Source organism: Pontibacter akesuensis (genome assembly GCF_001611675.1).
Lineage (GTDB): Bacteria > Bacteroidota > Bacteroidia > Cytophagales > Hymenobacteraceae > Pontibacter > Pontibacter akesuensis.
In genome coordinates this window covers 4,505,385-4,519,523 of record NZ_CP014766.1, presented here as the reverse complement: position 1 = coordinate 4,519,523, position 14,139 = coordinate 4,505,385, and the positions used below count along the sequence as shown (strand labels likewise).

Sequence of the window (14,139 nt, the reverse complement as noted above, 5' to 3'; positions counted from 1 at the left end):
TTCTTTAGAAAATGTCTACTACACAACCAACCAAAACCATACTTCGGCTAGAGCTCCCGACCGACCCGCGCTGGGTGAATATTGCTGAGAAAAACATAGAGGAGATTCTAGTGGACCATGCCTACTGTGAGCAAAAGGCTGCTACCTCCGGTATTTCACTCATTGTGAAGTACCCGGACAAAACAAAGCTGGTGGAGGAGATGACAGAGCTGGTGGCAGAGGAGTGGAGCCATTTTGAACGCGTGATGGAGCAGCTGAAAAAGCGTGGGTTCGGCCTTGGCCGCAACCGACCTGATGAGTATGTGGCGGAACTGACAAAGCATATACGCAAAGGCAACAAGCGCGAGCGCCAGCTCATGGACCACCTGCTGGTGAATGCCCTAATCGAGGCACGGAGCTGTGAGCGCTTCAAGCTGCTCTGGAAGAACATCAAAGACGAGGAGCTCCAGAAGTTCTATTATGAGCTGATGGTTTCTGAGGCCGGCCACTATGTAAGCTTTGTGAAGCTGGCCAAAGAGTACATGCCCGCCGAAGAGGTAGACGCACGCCTGAATGAGCTTCTGGCCATCGAAGCCGACATTATCCGCAACCTGGAACCACGGGCAGATAGAATGCACTAATCATTTAACATTGATCATTTATCAATCATCATAGGATGGTCAAAGTAGGGTTATCTTGACCTCACTTTATTTTTATATCATGATAATTGTTAATTGTCAAATGATAACTGAAATCAGGTTTTCTGCTTCTTTTTCTTGGCTGCAGGAAAAAGGATGTTGTTGAGGATAAGGCGATAGCCCGGAGAGTTCGGATGCAGCGCCAGGTCCGTTGGGTCTTCGCCCACTAGGTGCTGGTAATCTTCCGGGTCGTGGCCGCTGTAGAAGGTCCAGGTACCGCGGCCGAAGGTGCCGTGCATGTAGCGTATTTCACCCAATTCTTTATTCTCTCCAAGTATGATTGACTCCGGTTTCACCAGGCTGTTTCTGAAGCCGGTTGTCTGTCCCATAAATCCTTTGATCGTCTTGGTGTGGTTTTGCGTGAGCATTGTCGGGATGGGGTCCCACTTGGCAGAGAAGGTGAACAGCTGAAAATAGTCGTTCGCCTCAGTTACCGGGCGCTCCTGTGGCTGAATGTCAATGTCAGAGTACTCATACTCCATTGGGTTGCGCGACAGCTTGAAATTGCGGAAAGCGAATGTTTTAGAGTAATCGAGTTTCTTCTGGGCATTTGGATCGGCGGCATCCCCATCGAACATCGCCTCTACAATGTCCACCCCCTCGGCAGCCAGTGCAATGTCGTACGTGTCGGTGGCTGAGCACATGGCAAACAGAAAGCCCCCGCCGGCTGTAAACTCCTTTATCCTGTTCACCACATCCAGCTTTAACTGCGATACTTTGGCAAAGCCCAGTTCAGTGGCAGATTCCTCAGCTTCGCGCTGTTGCTCCTGGTACCAAGGGTAGTGGCGGTAGCTGGCGTAAAACTTGCCATACTGCCCGGTGAAATCCTCGTGGTGCAGGTGCAGCCAGTCATACTTTGGCAATTCGCCCTGCACAATCTCCTTGTCGTAAATCACGTCATACGGAATCTCGGCATAGGTTAGCACCAGCGTAACTGCATCATCCCAAGGCATCTTAGACTTCGGGGAGTAAACGGCTACTTTAGGTACTTTCTCCAGCTTCATGATGTCCATGTTGGCATCCGGGTTGCTGATCTGGGTCAGGATCCCGTTGTACTGGGCATCTGAGATTACGTTGTAGCTGATGCCCCGCACGATCAGCTCGTTCTCCAGCTGCGGCACATGCTGGAAGGCAAAGCTGCCGCCCCGGTAGTTCAGCAGCCAGTCTACGGGCACATCCTTGCTGAGTACCCAGTAGGCCGCTCCGTATGATTTCAAATGGTCTTTCTGCACCTCATCCATCGGCACCAGAATCGTGCTGGCCCAGGCGGGTAAAAACAGCATCAGGAGGCAGAGCAAAAGCGCAGTGGTACGGAAAAACATCAGGTTCGTCTTTAAATTGTAATGAAACGTCTAAAACTGCTTCATCTTTCAGAAATTGCTTCTATCTTAGAAGCATTGCTGCCAGTTTTTACTACTAACGCTTAAGTTAACAAAACCGCACATCTTTTCCCACAGATGAATCTACTTGAAAATATACGCGAAGGCCTACGCTCCATAAAAGGCAACCTGCTCCGCACTGTGCTCACCGGCCTTATTATCTCCCTAGGCATCATGTCGCTGGTGGGTATACTTACGGCGGTGGATAGTATGAAGTACTCCCTGACGCAAACTTTCTCCAGCCTTGGCGCTAACTCTTTTGATATACGCAAGAAGGGAGGCAACAACCGTGGCAACCAGGATGGGCGCGCGGGTAAAGTATACCCCAACATCTCGTACGAAGAGGCAAAGAAATACAAGGAAATGATGGAGGATAAAGCCCGCGTCAGCCTTGCTGCCTTTGTTTCGGGGGCAACAGTGGTGAAAAGCGCGACGGAGAAGACCAATCCCAACATCAGTGTGGTGGGTGTGGATGAGAATTACATGCTCAACAACAACATCAACCTCGAAACCGGCCGTGACTTCTCCACCTTTGAGCAGGAGCAGGGAACGAACGTTGCCATTGTGGGAAGTGAGGTAGTTAAAGCCCTCTTCAAAAACCAGGATCCTATCGGAGAGTACATTACCATGTTGGGGCGCCGCTTCAAAATTATCGGCAAACTAGAAACCAAAGGCAGCAGCATGGGCGGCAGCAGCGACCGACGCATTCTTATACCGCTGGAAACAGGGCGTCAGATTCCCCGCAACGGCAACAGCCAGCTTAACTTTGACATCAAAACCGGCATATATAAAGCAGAGGAGTTGAATTATGTGATGGGCGAGGCCACCGGTAAAATGCGCAGCATCCGGCAGGACCCTTTGGGCCAGGAAGACTCCTTTGAGATTCGCCGTTCTGACTCGGCCCTTCAAAGCCTGGAGGAGATTTCCGGTTACCTTAAAATTGGCGGCTCCGTTATTGGGCTGATCACTCTGCTCGGTGCCTCTGTGGGTTTGATGAATATTATGATGGTATCGGTAAACGAGCGGACGCGCGAGATAGGGGTGCGCAAAGCGCTGGGGGCAACTGCTTTCCAGATCCGGCAGCAGTTTCTGATCGAAGCTATCGTAATTTGCCTGCTTGGTGGCATCGTCGGGATCATGCTGGGCATTATGATGGGGAACGCCATCGCCGCGCTGATAGCAGAGGGTGGCGGCTTCTTTGTGCCGTGGCTGTGGGTATTCTCCGGCCTTACTATCTGCGTATTAGTGGGGGTTGTCTCCGGCTACTATCCCGCTTTCAAAGCTTCCAAGCTAGATCCAATCGAATCGCTGCGCTACGAGTAGTCTATAGTCTTTTCTGATGATCAACGTTTAGATAGCCATTGTATACCCTGCAATGGCTCTCTTTTTTATCACTTAAAAAACGTATTAATTAAATAAAAACATATTATAATTTTTGCGTATAGATGTGGCAATATCTATATATGAAATTATATATGAACAGAAGCCACCAATTAGACTTCTTTAGGGGTCTTTTTCTCATCCTCATCCTTGTAGATCACTACCTGACATGGGACAACCTAGTGATGAAGTTTACTTCCGAATTCATAGGTTGGGTATCGGCGGCAGAGGCGTTTGTTTTTTTGTCGGGATTAACGGCAGGCTTGGTTTATACCTATAAGCTTGCAGACAAAGGAGAGGCCTACATTAAAAAAGCAGCTACAAAAAGGGCATTGGATATTTATAAATACCACACAATTTTGTTCCTGCTGACACTGCTGATCTTGTTTTCACATAAACCCATTCGGCTCTTCTGGATGAGTACTTTCAGCGACATAGTGCATGAGCCTATGTTAGCTACATTGAAAGGATTTTTATTGCTTTACCAGCCGCTTTATCTTGACATACTGCCGATGTATGCTGTATTTCTGCTTTTCGTTCCGCTGGCAATCAGGTCTTTTCGAAATGGGAATCATTTGTTACTCCTTTCCATTTCCTTCCTGCTTTATCTTATAGGTACATTCGAATTAGTGTCTCCCTTGATGGGGCCAAACTTCTTTCAGGTGCGTGTGAATCTCGGCTACTTTAACTTGCTGAGCTGGCAGTTTCTGTTTGTAATAGGAATTTTTATAGGGTTTCTAGCCTACTACAAAAAGGTAGAACGCCTAAAGCAAAACATACCCCTGCTTACGGTAGCCTTGATTATAACTATTACTCTTTTCCTACTGAAGTTGCTGGATGTTTCATTCCTTAACTTTAACTTAGGATTCTGGACAGAGAAAGGGCATTTAAGACCTTTAAGGCTACTGAATTTTGCAGCAATATTCACCATTGTAACCTTTGTTTCCTTCAGGTTCAGAAGCTGGTTTAAGTATAAGCCTATCAATTATTTAGGAAAACATTCTTTAGAGGTATTTTCTTTTCATATACTACTCATTATCCTGTTCAAGCCATTTGGAGCTTACCTTAATAGTTTGTGGAAGATCAAGTTAAGTGAAACAACCTACATTTATCCTTACAGTACTTTACTTTTGCTAGTCCTGATTCCAGCGTTGTATGTTGCTCCAATCATCATGAAAAAGAGAAGCTACGGGCCAATCAAGCTAAAGCGCCCTGTATCTTGATGATGCGTGTTTACTTAGTCAAAAAAGCCCTCTGCTGAAATCAGCAGAGGGCTTTTTATACTTGATAGCTTCAGCTTTTACTATTTCTTCTTGGCTGCGGCTTCTTCTTTAGGCTTAGCCGTTTCCGCTTTTTCAGATTGGTAGTTCTTGTTCAGCTCCTCTACCACACTTTCGGTGATATCAAGCGTTGAATCACCGTAGAGGATGGCGCTGTTGCCGCGCTGGTACGTTAATACCATTTTGTAGCCTCTTTCCTGGCTGATCTGCTTCAGATACTCTTCCACACGATCGTATATCTTCTTCATTTCTTCCGACTCTTCGCTCACCAGCTCGTTGCCGGAGCTTTGCTGCAGGGCCTGCAGCTGCTGCTGCTTTTGCATCAAACGCTGCTCGGTGGCCTGTGCCTGTTGCTGCGACATGCCAGCTGCATTCTGCTGAAAGCGCTGTACTTCTTTCTGGAAAGACTCTGCCTGGGCACGAAGGTCTTTCTCTTTCTGCTGTGCTTTGCCCTGCAGGCGGTCACGAACATCCTTGAAGTATTCGTAGTTGCTTAGAAGCGAGTCAGAGTTTACATATACTATTTCCGGTGTGCCTGCGGCAGTCGCTGTAGTTGCGGTAGTGGCCGTGTCATTTTTAGGCATTTGCTCGCAGGAAACCATCATGGCCGAAACTGCAGCTAATCCTAAAGTCATCTTTAAAACTTTCACGCTTTATCTAATTTTTGGTTGGTTGGAAGATTTAGCAGCTTAAATATAAGTGTATTTTCGAACAGAAACCTAATGCCTAAGCACTTCCTGGTAAGTTTCTTCGGCTTCCATTAGCCCGTTGGCATTCAACTGCGTCAGGCGTACGTGCTTCGTTTCGTTCACCAGCACCGGGTCATACTTGGCCGCCACGCGCACATAGTTTTCTGTCCAGCCTTCCATCACGCCGTCTTTCACATCATCCTCGAACAGCACCGTAAACTCACGCCCGATGTTTTGCTCGTAGAAGTGGCGCTTTTTCTTCTCTGAAAGGATGCGTAGCATGTCCGCGCGGCGGTTGCGGTCCTTTATACTTACCTTGCCTGCCAGGTCAGGGGCCAGCGTATTTTCGCGCTCTGAGTAAGGGAAAACGTGCAGGTAACTCATATCCAGCTCCTTGATGAAGTTGTATGTTTCCAGAAAATCTTCTTCTGTTTCGCCCGGGAAACCTACAATCACATCCACCCCGATGCAGCAATGCGGCATCAGCGACTTGATAGTGGCCACTCGGTCGGCATACAATTCGCGCTGGTAGCGGCGGCGCATCAGTTTCAGGATCTTGTTAGAGCCTGACTGCAGCGGAACATGGAAGTGCGGCATAAAGCGCTGGCTCTGCGACACAAACTGGATGATCTCGTCTTTCAGCAGGTTTGGTTCGATGGAGGAGATGCGGAAGCGCTCAATTCCTTCTACTTTATCCAACTCCTGCACCAGTTCGTAAAATGACTCTACGCGTTTTCCATCCTTCAAGCCAAAGTCGCCTGTGTTCACACCTGTCAGCACAATTTCCTTCACACCAGATTCCGCGATTTCATTCGCTGACTGAACCACGTTCGCAATACTGTCGGAGCGGCTGTTGCCACGTGCCAGCGGAATGGTACAGAAAGAGCAGGAGTAGTCGCAGCCGTCCTGTACCTTCAGGAATGTGCGGGTACGGTCGCCGAAAGAGTAGGAGTTGTGGAAGGTGTTTGCTTCGGAAATCGGGCTGGCAAAAACCTGTGCCTTGTCCTTTTTCTCAAACGTTTCCAGAATATCCACCAGCTGAAATTTCTCGGCAGCGCCTAGAACGGCATCCACGCCAGGTATGTCAGAGATCTCCTTCGGTTTTAACTGCGCATAACAGCCCACTATCGTAATAAATGCGTCAGGAGAATGCTTCAACGCCTCCTTTACAATCTTACGACATTTTTTATCCGCATTGTCAGTTACCGAACACGTGTTAATCACATAAATGTCCGGTGTATCGGTAAACTCCACCTTCTCAAAACCACGCTCCTGGAAAATACGCCCAATCGTGCTGGTTTCGGAGTAGTTGAGCTTGCAGCCCAAAGTATAAAATGCTACTTTTTTCATAATCAGGGGGCAAAGATACGAAATTTAATTCTGAAAGGCCTGATACCAAGCCATATGATTAGATGATTTGAGTAGCGGCAGGCACAAAAGCTGTAAAGGGTCTAATAGTCTGAAAGTCAGTTTATCAAATAACTTTTGCGAGCACGGTTTCTACTCTCTTGCATTGAGCCTATTTCTGTATGAAGTCTTCAAAAGAGTATTGCATGTACGCTTTTGCATTCTGAATCTGTTCCTCCGTTACCCCCTCGTCAGAAGAGATCGGCTTTTGAGCTACATTGTCGTAGGTAAGGATTCCCTGCGGTGTTACATAGCCAAAACCATCCTTGAATACATAAAAGGCAAAAGGAGAGGTGGATGGTGCCATTATATTCCGGCTCCACTTGAACTGCTCGTGTGGCAACTGCAGCTGAGCCAGCAAGGTGGCGGCTATATCTGTTTGGCTTCCGATAGCATCTACAATAACTTCTTTTTTAGTCAGGGCGCCGCCAGTAAGTATAAAAGGAATCCTGAACCTCCGGGGCAGGTGGTTTGGGTCGTGGCCGGGCAGCTGATGTCCGTGGTCAGCGGTGATCACTACCAGCGTGTTTTGCCACCAGGGCTGTTTCTTTGCCTCTTTTATAAATTTGCCTAAAGCCCAGTCAGTATAATAAACGCTGTTCTTAAACTGATCCTCATCGGTGGTGCCGGGGAATCTGGCTGGTATGGGGATCTCGAAAGGCTCATGGCTGCTCAAGGTATAAACCGTCGAGAAAAATGGCTTCTCTTCCTGCTTCAGGTCCTTTAGTACCCGCTCAAACAGCACATGGTCATGCGCGCCCCACTTGGAGTTGTAGGTGCTGGGGTCAAAATCATATTTGTCCACCAGACGGGTGTAGCCCCCGTTGCGCAGGTAAGATTTGATGTTGGCAAACTCTAGTTCGCCGCCATAGAAAAAGCTTGTGCTATAGCCTTGTTTTTCAAACATCTGGCTTAACTGGGGCAGTTTCTCCGTTTTCTGCGGATATTTAATGATGGACGTGGTTGTCTGCACCGGATAGCCGCTCAGCAGCGCCACCATGCCTTTCTCACTGCGGTCGCCGGCTGCGTAGAGGTTGGTGAAGTTAACGCCGGCCTTGGCTAAACTGTCCAGCGTGGGCGTAACGCCAGCCTCACCGCCAAGGCTCCAGATCAGTTTTGCCGTATAACTCTCCAGTATAATAAAAAGCACATTTGGCCGCTTTGCATCCACCAGACTGTGTATTGAATCAGCTGCTACGGCTGAGTATAATGCCTGCACGCGTTCTGAAGCCTCTTCAGCAGCCATGTACTGGTAAGGGTTATGGCTCGTCTGGTCATACTTGAGCAATGCATGCATCAGGTTCCAGGGCATGTTTAGGCCTGCATGGTTGGCAAATGGCTTATCAGAAAAGTATACAACACTCTGGTTTATCGGAATCTGCTGCCAGCCGCCACGCAGGGGCAACACGAGCAGCGCCAGGAAAAGCAGGCTAAGGCCGCAGTCCTGCCATTTATTTGTAGCTCGTGAGAACCTTTTAAAATCAAAAAAGCTCCTGTGTAGCAGCAGGAACAGCACCGAGACAGTAAAAGCAACCAGAAACAGCAGGAAAACCGGTGCTCCTCCGGCAGATGCGGCCATTTCAGCGGGTGAGTTGAGGTATTGCAACGGAGAGGCATCTAACCGAAAGCCCCAGTGGCTGTAGAGCTCCAGGTCGGCCACCAGCAGGAGTGAGAGTATAACCAGCAGTAGGATAGTATAGTACCGTATTACTGGGGCTGCCCGAAGTTTAGACCAGAAAGAGCCTAGCAACACCAGCAGAAACGGCAGTGCACTGATATAAGCTGCAAATGAGGCATCTAGCCGCAAGCCGTAGAGAAAGGTGGATATAACCTCTGATGAAGTCAACTCATCAGTGCTATCCAGGTGGTAGACCAGAAAAATGGCCCGAGCCACCAAAAAATACAGGACCCAGAACAGGAAGTATAAAGGCTGAAAAGTAATTCGCTTTTTCACAGTGCAAATATAACGTATAAGTACGCCTTCTATAACACAGCTAAAAATTGTAGTTGAAGTATGGTGGGTTTAAAATAGAGGGGGTGTTCCAGGAATATATAAGCTTGAAAGAACTTTAGCCCATAATTTTACAGGGGGTATTTTTGAAATTTTGATAATTTATTAAAAATACCCTTCAAAATTAACACCCTTTTATTTGGAGTTGTTCTTTTATCTCTATCTTTGCCATAGAAAACAACCCAAACCCACCAACCCCATGGCAATTCTTAGATTCAAGGCACTGGAGATTGTAAGCCAGCGCAAAGTAGAGGAGGTTTCTCTGCCTTCCCCTAAAATATCAGACTATTTCGGAGAGAACGTATTTACCAAGGACGCATTGCGTTCTACCATGTCTTCGCAAAATTACAAGCGCCTGCTCCGCACCATCGACACCGGCGACAAAGTGGATCGGGAATTAGCCGATGCCGTTGCAGCCGCCATGAAAACGTGGGCTACCAGCAAAGGGGCCACCCACTATACGCACTGGTTTCAGCCATTAACCGGTGCCACTGCCGAAAAGCACGATTCCTTCTTCGACCTGACAAGTGACGGGGAAGCCATTGAAAGCTTTAAGGGCAGCGCCCTGGTGCAGCAGGAGCCGGACGCATCCTCTTTCCCAAGTGGCGGTATTCGCAATACATTTGAAGCCCGCGGTTACAGCGCCTGGGATCCTTCCTCGCCGGCTTTTCTTATAGAAAATGCCAGCACCAAAACCCTTTGTATCCCTACTATCTTCGTTTCTTACACTGGCGAAGCCCTGGATTATAAAACACCTTTGCTGAAGTCGCTGAAGTTGTTGAACGATGCAGCTGTGCCGGTTTGCCAGTACTTTGATAAAGAAGTAACGAAGGTAAATACCACGCTCGGCATTGAGCAGGAATATTTTCTGGTGGATAAGGCCCTGTATGAGGCACGACCTGACCTGGTAGTGTCTGGCCGCACGCTGTTTGGACACTCACCAGCCAAAGGGCAGCAGCTGGAAGACCATTACTTTGGCAGCATCCCGGGCCGTGTACACGCGTACATGCTGGAGTTCGAGAAAGAAGCCCTTCGTTTGGGTATTCCGTTGCGCACCCGCCACAACGAGGTGGCTCCGCACCAATTTGAATGTGCTCCCACATTTGAGGATGCGAACCTGGCGGTAGATCACAACCAGCTGTTGATGGATATTATGGGCCGTGTGGCAGACCGCCATAACCTGAAAGTGTTGCTGCACGAGAAGCCATTTAAGGGCGTGAACGGCAGCGGAAAGCATAATAACTGGGCCATGAGCACGAGCACAGGTGTTAACCTGCTCAGCCCTGGCAAGCGCCCGAAAGAGAACCTCCAGTTCCTGACGTTCTTTATCAACACCATTATGGCGGTGCACAAGCATGCCGATCTGCTACGCTCCTCAATTGCCTCTGCCAGTAACGATCACCGCCTGGGTGCCAACGAAGCGCCGCCGGCCATCGTGTCGGTGTTTATCGGGCAGCAGCTAACGGCCATTCTGGATGAGTTTGAGCGTACTTCCAAAGTGCCTATCGAGAAAGGTGATAACATGTACCTGAAACTGGGCATCGACCGCATTCCGGAAGTGCTTCGCGACAACACAGACCGCAACCGCACGTCTCCTTTTGCCTTTACGGGTAATAAGTTTGAGTTCCGCGCCGTGGGTTCCTCTGCCAACTCCTCCTCGCCGATGACGGTGCTGAACACCATTGTGGCAGATCAGCTGTTCGAGTTCCGTCAGTCTGTGGAGGAGCTCATCAACAACAAGGGCATGAAAAAGGAAATAGCCATTATTCAGGTGCTGCGGGATTACGTGGCTGCCTCCAAGGCTATCCGGTTTGAAGGCAACGGCTACTCAAAGGAGTGGGAAGACGAAGCGGCAACTCGTGGCTTGTCTAACATCAAATCAACACCGCTGGCACTCGACGTGCTGGCAAGCAAGGAAGTGAAAGATATCTTCACGAAGCACCAGATCTTCACCGAGGTGGAACTGGAGGCGCGCCATGAGATATTGCTGGAGGAGTATGTGAAGAAAATTCAGATCGAATCGCGTGTGATGGGCGACCTGGCTGTAAACCACGTGGTGCCCACAGCTATTGCTTACCAGAACAAACTGATCCAGAATGTTCGCGGTCTGAAGGAAATCGGCCTGGAGGATGCATACACCGACAGCACCATCGAGGCAATCAAAACCATGTCGCGCCACATCACGGCCATTCAGAAAAACGTGAATGAGATGATCGAGGCACGTAAGGTTGCAAATAAAATCGATGATCCCCGTGAGCGTGCCATCATGTACAATGAGAGGATATTCGGCTTTTTCGACACAATCCGCTACAGCGTTGATAAGTTAGAACTGATGGTGGACGATGAGGATTGGCCGCTGGTGAAGTACCGCGAGCTCCTGTTCCGCCATTAAGAGCCGAAAGTACAAAGAGATAATTTAGGTTGAAAAAGCACGGGCATCTGTAACAGGATGCCCGTGCTTTTTTGCGTATACTTAAAGTATAACTTCAGGAAAGACACTGAAAAGAGAAGTTATAGTAGGCAATAAGTAAACTACCCGATCTTTTACAATATAGCCCGCTTACAAGTATAACCTACGCAAAAAATCGGCCGAACCGGGAAGAGGGGCTATCAGTTTTGCTTCAGGGCGATAGTAACAGCCTGCATAGGTCATATCGAAGTACGCGGCGGTTAACCGGAAAGGCTCCTCAAAACCAAGGGGCAAAGCTTCGTCTGAGCCTACGGCAAGTACGTATACTTCCTTTCCTTTCAGGCTGCGGCCCATCTGCTTTTCTATTGTTACTAGGTCCGTCAGCCGGTCGAAAAAAATTTTGAGCAGGCCGCTCATGGCGTACCAGTACACAGGCGTAGCGAAAATCAGCTTCTCGTGCTGCTGCATCTGCCGTACCACCTTCAGAAACGCATCTGCTTCCGCATACTCGCCACTATAGGAGTAAGAATTGATCTCAAAGTCAAGCAGGTTAATGCAAGTATACTTCTCCTGCGCCAGCAACAGCTTCACCAGGCGCTCTGTAGCACTAGCGTAGCGGGCACTGGCGAGCAGTACGAGCGGCTTTTTATCCGGCTTGATTTCTGCCATAAATGTATGTTCTTGATAAGTATAAATTCAGCAGCGGCCCACAGGCTGCGGAAATAGCAGAATCTGCGGGAGGTTGCGCATAAATTTACGTATTTTGCCCTTTGAACAAAGCACATGCGACTTTAGTTAAAGAAACAGATGGAGCAGCAATTGCAAGAAATGAATAAAACCTATAGCCCGAGCCTGGTGGCGTACGAGCGCAGGAAAACGCGCGTGGTTAATATCGGGGGAGTACCTGTGGGAGGCGATAATCCCATTCGCGTGCAGTCGATGACGACCGTGGACACCATGGACACGCTCGGATCTGTGGAGCAGTGCATTCGCATGATCGAGGCGGGCTGTGAGTACATCCGTATCACGGCCCCAAGTATAAAAGAGGCTGAAAATCTAAAGAATATAAAAGACGAGCTGAAGCGGCGCGGCTACAGTGTGCCGCTTATCGCCGATATACACTTTACTCCGAATGCCGCCGAGGTGGCTGCCCGCCTTATTGAGAAAGTGCGCGTGAACCCAGGTAATTATGCCGATAAAAAGAAGTTTCAGGTAATAGAATACGATGATGTTTCGTACCAGGCAGAGCTGGACCGCATCCGGGAGCGTTTTGAGCCGCTGGTGCGCATTTGCAAGGAGTATGGGACGGCCATGCGCATCGGCACCAACCACGGCTCCCTTTCCGACCGCATCCTGAGCCGCTACGGCGATACGCCGCTGGGGATGGTGGAGAGTGCGTTGGAGTTTATTCGTATCTGCGAGGCAGAAGCATATTACGACATCGTGATTTCGATGAAGGCCTCCAACACACAGGTAATGGTGCAGGCCTACCGGTTGCTGGTGCAGAAGCTCGAAGAGGAAGGCCTGCAGCCGTATCCGCTGCACCTTGGGGTAACCGAAGCCGGAGAGGCAGAGGACGGTCGAATCAAATCAGCCGTTGGAATAGGAACCCTGCTCGAGGATGGATTGGGAGACACCGTGCGTGTATCGCTGACAGAGGCACCGGAGGCTGAGGCACCAGTTGCCCAGGCGCTGATCAATCGTTATACTCACCGTGCCGAGAAAGCCCAGCCCATCGAGCCGATCTGCCATGTGCCGATCAATCCTTTTCAATACCACCGCCGCGAGACAACGGAAGTGGAGAATATCGGTGCCCTGAATGTTCCCCGCGTGGTGGCGGATCTTAGCCGACTGCAGGATGTAAAGTATGCGGACCTGAAAAGCGTGGGTCACCTGTACTCCATGTTGCTCGACAAATTTAACATGAACGACCTGGGGGCGGATTTTATTTATACAGGTGATACCGCCATTAATTTTATGCTGCCCAACGGCCTGCAGGAGATTGTTAATTATACTGCCTGGACCAAAATTCAGGAGCGCAAAGGACGGCATCCGCTGATGGATACGGCAACCTACCTCTCCAACGCTGAGCGCCATCCGACACAGAATTTCATACTTGCCACCATACACGAGCTAACTCCGGAACTGCTGGAGCAACTAAAGCGTGATATAACTGCAGTACTGGTGCTGCACACGCATAACGAGCACGCCATGCCGGAGCTGCGCAAGTGCTTCTTCAGGCTCGTGAACAATGGGGTGCAGACGCCGTGTATTATCAAACGCGCTTATGGCCAGCTAACGCCTGACGAAGTGCAGTTATATGCCGCTACCGACGTGGGCGGCCTGCTGATTGACGGACTGTGTGATGGCGTGCTGCTGGGTACCGAACTGCTGCCCTTGCAGGAGAAGCCGGAGGAACTGCAGACAATTGAGCAACTGAACAACCTAAGCTTCGGTATTCTGCAGGCGGCGCGAACGCGCATGAGCAAAACCGAGTATATCAGCTGCCCGAGCTGCGGCCGCACCCTTTTTGATCTGCAGGAGACCACCGCGATGATACGTAAGCGCACCGATCACCTGAAAGGAGTGAAAATCGGGATTATGGGCTGCATTGTAAACGGCCCCGGTGAGATGGCTGACGCAGACTATGGGTATGTAGGCGTTGGTAAAGACAAAATAGCCTTGTACCGCGGGCAGAACGTAATCAAAAAGGCGGTTCCGGCTGATCGTGCCGTGGATGAGTTGATTGACCTTATTCGGGAGGATGACAAGTGGATTGAACCCATCCATCTGGAGGAATAAACTGTCTAAATAATTGATTTTTTTTAAATAGTTTGCCTCATTTTTTTGTTAATGTAACAGTAGGGCAGGAGTTTAACTGCTAGTGCCCGGAGCAACTACGTAAC

General features: G+C 49.3%; 10 protein-coding genes. 5 read left to right on the top strand and 5 right to left on the bottom strand.

The genetic code is table 11. The annotated features are described in order from the left end of the window. Nucleotides 1–11 precede the first annotated feature (11 nt). Complete coding sequence (gene miaE / locus A0W33_RS19170) at nucleotides 12–620, top strand: tRNA-(ms[2]io[6]A)-hydroxylase (RefSeq protein ID WP_172798143.1); 609 nt, start codon at nucleotides 12–14, stop codon at nucleotides 618–620. Nucleotides 621–733: 113 nt separating this feature from the next. Here the strand turns inward: miaE and A0W33_RS19165 are convergent, their stop codons facing one another. Further along, nucleotides 734–1,999, bottom strand: a complete 1,266-nt coding sequence (locus A0W33_RS19165) for an asparagine synthetase B (protein ID WP_068839690.1) — start codon at nucleotides 1,997–1,999, stop codon at nucleotides 734–736. A 135-nt stretch (nucleotides 2,000–2,134) separates the two neighbouring features. Between A0W33_RS19165 and A0W33_RS19160 the strand changes: the two genes are divergently transcribed. Further along, a complete protein-coding gene (locus tag A0W33_RS19160) occupies nucleotides 2,135–3,379 on the top strand; it encodes an ABC transporter permease (RefSeq protein ID WP_068839689.1) in 1,245 nt (414 codons plus the stop codon). 122 nt (nucleotides 3,380–3,501) lie between these two features. Further along, a complete protein-coding gene (opgC, locus tag A0W33_RS19155) occupies nucleotides 3,502–4,659 on the top strand; it encodes an OpgC domain-containing protein (RefSeq protein WP_068839688.1) in 1,158 nt (385 codons plus the stop codon). Nucleotides 4,660–4,739: 80 nt separating this feature from the next. Here the strand turns inward: opgC and A0W33_RS19150 are convergent, their stop codons facing one another. The 3 genes from A0W33_RS19150 to A0W33_RS19140 form a co-directional block, all read right to left on the bottom strand. Next, complete coding sequence (locus tag A0W33_RS19150; protein WP_068839687.1) at nucleotides 4,740–5,351, bottom strand: OmpH family outer membrane protein; 612 nt, start codon at nucleotides 5,349–5,351, stop codon at nucleotides 4,740–4,742. Nucleotides 5,352–5,435: 84 nt separating this feature from the next. After that, nucleotides 5,436–6,755 carry a tRNA (N(6)-L-threonylcarbamoyladenosine(37)-C(2))-methylthiotransferase MtaB gene (gene mtaB, locus A0W33_RS19145; protein ID WP_068839686.1) on the bottom strand — a complete coding sequence of 440 codons (1,320 nt, stop codon included), beginning with the start codon at nucleotides 6,753–6,755 and terminating at the stop codon, nucleotides 5,436–5,438. 169 nt (nucleotides 6,756–6,924) lie between these two features. Continuing rightward, nucleotides 6,925–8,766, bottom strand: coding sequence for an LTA synthase family protein (locus tag A0W33_RS19140; RefSeq protein ID WP_082815309.1), 1,842 nt, complete (start codon nucleotides 8,764–8,766; stop codon nucleotides 6,925–6,927). A 256-nt stretch (nucleotides 8,767–9,022) separates the two neighbouring features. Here A0W33_RS19140 and A0W33_RS19135 point away from each other — a divergent pair, with 256 nt between their 5' ends. Then, nucleotides 9,023–11,215 (top strand): glutamine synthetase III family protein, encoded by a 2,193-nt coding sequence (locus A0W33_RS19135; RefSeq protein ID WP_068839685.1) that lies wholly within the window; start codon nucleotides 9,023–9,025, stop codon nucleotides 11,213–11,215. Nucleotides 11,216–11,383: 168 nt separating this feature from the next. On the opposite strand, the gene A0W33_RS19130 is transcribed toward A0W33_RS19135, so the two are convergent. Beyond that, complete coding sequence (locus A0W33_RS19130; protein WP_068839684.1) at nucleotides 11,384–11,902, bottom strand: flavodoxin family protein; 519 nt, start codon at nucleotides 11,900–11,902, stop codon at nucleotides 11,384–11,386. Nucleotides 11,903–12,061: 159 nt separating this feature from the next. Between A0W33_RS19130 and ispG the strand changes: the two genes are divergently transcribed. After that, nucleotides 12,062–14,035, top strand: a complete 1,974-nt coding sequence (gene ispG / locus A0W33_RS19125) for a (E)-4-hydroxy-3-methylbut-2-enyl-diphosphate synthase (protein WP_068840247.1) — start codon at nucleotides 12,062–12,064, stop codon at nucleotides 14,033–14,035. The last annotated feature ends 104 nt before the right edge of the window (nucleotides 14,036–14,139 follow it).

Bases quoted from the DNA above. Each gene is read 5' to 3' on its own strand.
- miaE (WP_172798143.1), top strand. From the start codon at position 12: ATGTCTACTACACAACCAACCAAAACCATACTTCGGCTAGAGCTCCCG.
- A0W33_RS19165 (WP_068839690.1), bottom strand. From the start codon at position 1,999: ATGTTTTTCCGTACCACTGCGCTTTTGCTCTGCCTCCTGATGCTGTTT.
- A0W33_RS19160 (WP_068839689.1), top strand. From the start codon at position 2,135: ATGAATCTACTTGAAAATATACGCGAAGGCCTACGCTCCATAAAAGGC.
- opgC (WP_068839688.1), top strand. From the start codon at position 3,502: ATGTGGCAATATCTATATATGAAATTATATATGAACAGAAGCCACCAA.
- A0W33_RS19150 (WP_068839687.1), bottom strand. From the start codon at position 5,351: ATGACTTTAGGATTAGCTGCAGTTTCGGCCATGATGGTTTCCTGCGAG.
- mtaB (WP_068839686.1), bottom strand. From the start codon at position 6,755: ATGAAAAAAGTAGCATTTTATACTTTGGGCTGCAAGCTCAACTACTCC.
- A0W33_RS19135 (WP_068839685.1), top strand. From the start codon at position 9,023: ATGGCAATTCTTAGATTCAAGGCACTGGAGATTGTAAGCCAGCGCAAA.
- A0W33_RS19130 (WP_068839684.1), bottom strand. From the start codon at position 11,902: ATGGCAGAAATCAAGCCGGATAAAAAGCCGCTCGTACTGCTCGCCAGT.
- ispG (WP_068840247.1), top strand. From the start codon at position 12,062: ATGAATAAAACCTATAGCCCGAGCCTGGTGGCGTACGAGCGCAGGAAA.